Source organism: Bradyrhizobium sp. (assembly GCF_035273305.1).
Classification (GTDB): Bacteria; Pseudomonadota; Alphaproteobacteria; order Rhizobiales; family Xanthobacteraceae; genus Bradyrhizobium.
This window is the reverse complement of sequence record NZ_DATEPI010000261.1, coordinates 1-3454: the sequence shown is the minus strand read 5'-3', so window position 1 is coordinate 3454 and position 3454 is coordinate 1. Positions and strand designations below refer to the sequence as shown.

The following is a 3454-nucleotide window of genomic DNA, read 5'->3' as shown; positions in this document are numbered from 1 at the left end:
GACCCAAGCGCCTCGCACCCCCGATATCGGGCCGTCGGTTACATTCGCGATAAAGGCGGCGCAGAAAAGGGCCACGAAGAAGGTCAACACGAGTAGCTCCCGCCAATTCCAGGTCATCCATTCCTCCCTCATTCCGCTCATCAATCGCAAGAACCCCTAAGAGTTCCAAAATCTTGCGCCGGACCTCGAATCCGGCCCGGAACCCTGTCCGGGCGTTGAGGTTTCAGACGATGTCATCGAGAACGACAGCTACCCGATCCGAGAAACCGAACCCGGTGCCCGAGATCACCCAACGGCCCGAGCATGCTGACGGGCTGCCGCTGCCGCAGCGAAAGTGGGCTATCCTGACCATTGCGCTGGGCATCATCATGGCGGTCGTGGACGGCGCTATCGCCAACGTCGCGCTGCCAACGATCGCCAAGGATCTCAATGCGAGTCCCGCATTCTCAATCTGGATCGTCAATGGCTACCAACTCGCGATCACCGTTGCTCTGCTCCCCTTGGCCTCTTTGGGGGAGATCGTTGGATACCGCAGGATCTATTTGTCGGGACTGCTGCTGTTCACGCTAGGATCACTTTTTTGCGCACTAGCGCACACGCTGCTCCTGCTCACGGTGGCTCGCATCGTGCAGGGCTTCGGTGCGGCCGGGATCATGAGTGTAAATGCAGCGCTCGTCCGTTTTACGTATCCGAGAGCCATGCTTGGACGCGGCATCGGTTTGAACGCGCTGGTCGTAGCGGTGTCAGCGGCTGTCGGCCCGACCGCAGCGGCGGCCATTTTGGCGGCAGCAACATGGCCGTACCTGTTCGCGATCAATGTCCCCGTGGGCGTAGCGGCCGTCGCGCTCGGTTGGCATTGTCTGCCCCATGTTCGTCCTGCCATCCACGCCTTCGACTGGCAAAGTGCCATATTGAGCGCGGTCACATTCGGCCTTGGCATCGCCGCCGTCGATAGCATCGGCCATGGTGAGCCGATGTGGTTATGGCTTTTGGAATTTGGGATCGCGGCCATCTCTGGTGTCCTGCTGGTAAGGCGCCAGAAGCACGTGGCGGCGCCGTTGCTACCTTTGGATCTGCTGCGCATTCCGATTTTTGCGCTCTCGATCTGCACATCAATCGCTTCGTTCTGCGCACAGATGCTGGCTTTCGTGGCGATACCTTTTTATCTGGAGAGCCGCTTCGGCTACTCGGCCGTGCAGATGGGGCTTCTGATCACGCCTTGGCCAATTGCCGTTGCAATTGCCGCGCCCGCCGCAGGTCGACTGGTCGAGCGATACCCAGCCGGACTGCTGGGCGGACTAGGGCTGCTCCTGTTCGCAGGCGGACTGACAAGCCTCGCAACGTTGCCAGCGGATCCATCGGTCGCGAACATTGTGTGGCGGATGGCGCTCAGCGGTTTGGGGTTCGGCCTGTTCCAGACGCCGAACAATCGAACCATGATCGCTGCAGCACCGCGCGAGCGAAGTGGCGGAGCCAGTGGCATGCTGGGCACCGCGCGTCTGCTCGGACAAACCTTGGGTGCCGCACTGGTGGCGCTGCTGTTGGCGCGCTATCCCGAACGAGGCACCCAGCTTTCCCTGTTGACTGGCGTTGCCTTTGCGCTGACAGGAGGTGCGCTGAGCATGCTCAGGCTTTCGCCCGCGGGCGCGAGAGGCGCCGAGATTGTGCGCATCCATGAGAGCCAGCGACTTAAAGGCGATTGAGCAGCGAACCGCTCACTGCTTCGCGCGGCTAGATGGGCTGCTCATTGATTTCAAAGCGATCATAGAATGCACCGATCGCGAGATTGGCGAGCTTGATCCTGTTCTTTACGCCTCGATCGAGCAGCCGTCTTATCTCACGTGCCAGGAAAACGTAGACAGGGAGTTCCTCGGACACAGCCCCGGCACGCTCCAGATAGTCGTAAGCAATGTGGAAAGCCTCTTCGGCGGGCGACGCTGCACCAACATACATTTCTGCGTTCATACTCCGCTCAATCGAGCAGCCCCTTTGCCGTTCCCTGACTATCGACATTTTTCAGGACGCGCCGTCTGCAATGGTCGCGTCTCGTTGTTGTGAGTCATTCATTCGGGACAAAAGATGAAATCGTGATGAAGCTGAAACTTCGCAGATTTTGGAACGTTTTCACGTAGGTCCAAAATGGAGATGCGCATGAAAATGAAAACTGCCTTGATCGCGCTGGCAGGCACGGCCGCTGTTACGGCTGGGCCTGCCTCCGCAATGCCAAATGGATTGCCGCATGCCGACACCCTCGCGAGCCCCGCCGTTCAAGTGAGGTGGGTGTGCAATCCATGGGGCCATTGCTGGTGGCGACCCAACTATTACGGTGCGTACGGCTTCTACGGTGTGCCACGGTTTTATGGCCGGCCTTGGGGTTGGCACCGCGGCTGGCATCGTGGCTGGCGCCACTGGTAGCGACACTAAGAAAAGGGGGCGTTCGCCCCCTTTGTTTTGGTCGCTCGCGTGAGGCAATCTTACGAAACTGTAGGAAGCCGCCGCAGATTTTTTCCAAGCGGGTGGCGTTCTTCCACCGCCTGGATGGCTTTGTTGGCGAGTGCCAGTTTATGCCGCGTGCCAGCTTTCCATGCTTGAAAGATGCAATCGGCCGCAAATCCCTCGACGCTCGCATAGTCCTGCTGATCGAGCGGCGGATCGAAATAGCGCATCACGATATCCAACGCGTCGTTCAAGACGAGCTCATCATCCGTAACAGGCCAAGGAAAGCTCATAGCACCCACGTCTGATTAGCTGGCAACGTTTCCATTACAGAGAAACGCTGGGTAAAAGCGAACGTTCCTCGCCGCGGACGCGACTACGTCCGTCGGACTACGACGATGTCTTCGTTCGCATTCAAAGCGTCCGAATGCTCCATGTCGAGAATGCCTGCCTGCCAGCGCTGCGCAAGCGCTCCGGCGGAAAGCTCAAATGACTTCTCGGGACCTGGCTCTTCCATTCCCGCCCGATAGCTCAGCAGAACAATCTTGTGGCGCGGGCCGTCCGCTCCATATCGCTTTGCTCGAAGTCTGCTCAGCTCAAGACAATATTTCAATCGAATGTACGTCTGATTTCCGAACAGCAGGGTCGTTCTTTCGTTCCAACGCGGCCTCAAAGGAATCCGGGCGATCGCCATCACGAGCGTATAGATCGATGACGTACAGCAAGAGACCGCCATCCGTTTCTGATTGCAGGATAGGTCGAACGGCGCGTTGATGATAATCCGCCGTCGCCGACAAGACACCGTCGATCTCTATCGGCGCGAATTCCGGCAGGAAACCGCAACTAGCCATCAGATGTTCGAGCTCAATTCGCTGCTCCCGATGCGGTCCTCCGCGCGGTTTCCGGCAATGAGAGCGGCGGTCACCGCTCCGGCCGAAGAACCGGCCACCCAGTGCAGCGGCAGCGATTTTCGTGAGAAGGCCTGATAGGCACCAGCATGGTACGCGGCGAGCCCGAG

At 59.0% G+C, this 3454-nt stretch carries 4 protein-coding genes; 2 read left to right on the top strand and 2 right to left on the bottom strand.

Going from position 1 to position 3454, the window contains the following annotated elements:
- Positions 1-230 precede the first annotated feature (230 nt).
- Complete coding sequence (locus tag VJV58_RS17345) at positions 231-1703, top strand: MFS transporter (protein ID WP_324138594.1); 1473 nt, start codon at positions 231-233, stop codon at positions 1701-1703.
- Positions 1704-1731: 28 nt separating this feature from the next.
- On the opposite strand, the gene VJV58_RS17340 is transcribed toward VJV58_RS17345, so the two are convergent.
- A complete protein-coding gene (locus VJV58_RS17340; protein ID WP_324138593.1) occupies positions 1732-1965 on the bottom strand; it encodes a hypothetical protein in 234 nt (77 codons plus the stop codon).
- Between the two features lie 186 nt (positions 1966-2151).
- Here VJV58_RS17340 and VJV58_RS17335 point away from each other — a divergent pair, with 186 nt between their 5' ends.
- Positions 2152-2415 carry a hypothetical protein gene (locus tag VJV58_RS17335; protein WP_324138592.1) on the top strand — a complete coding sequence of 88 codons (264 nt, stop codon included), beginning with the start codon at positions 2152-2154 and terminating at the stop codon, positions 2413-2415.
- 59 nt (positions 2416-2474) lie between these two features.
- On the opposite strand, the gene VJV58_RS17330 is transcribed toward VJV58_RS17335, so the two are convergent.
- The gene (locus tag VJV58_RS17330) at positions 2475-2690 is read right to left on the bottom strand and encodes a hypothetical protein (RefSeq protein ID WP_324138591.1); all 216 of its coding nucleotides are present in this window, start codon (positions 2688-2690) and stop codon (positions 2475-2477) included.
- Between the last annotated feature and the right edge of the window lie 764 nt (positions 2691-3454).

Bases quoted from the DNA above. Each gene is read 5' to 3' on its own strand.
- VJV58_RS17345 (WP_324138594.1), top strand. From the start codon at position 231: ATGTCATCGAGAACGACAGCTACCCGATCCGAGAAACCGAACCCGGTG.
- VJV58_RS17340 (WP_324138593.1), bottom strand. From the start codon at position 1,965: ATGAACGCAGAAATGTATGTTGGTGCAGCGTCGCCCGCCGAAGAGGCT.
- VJV58_RS17335 (WP_324138592.1), top strand. From the start codon at position 2,152: ATGAAAATGAAAACTGCCTTGATCGCGCTGGCAGGCACGGCCGCTGTT.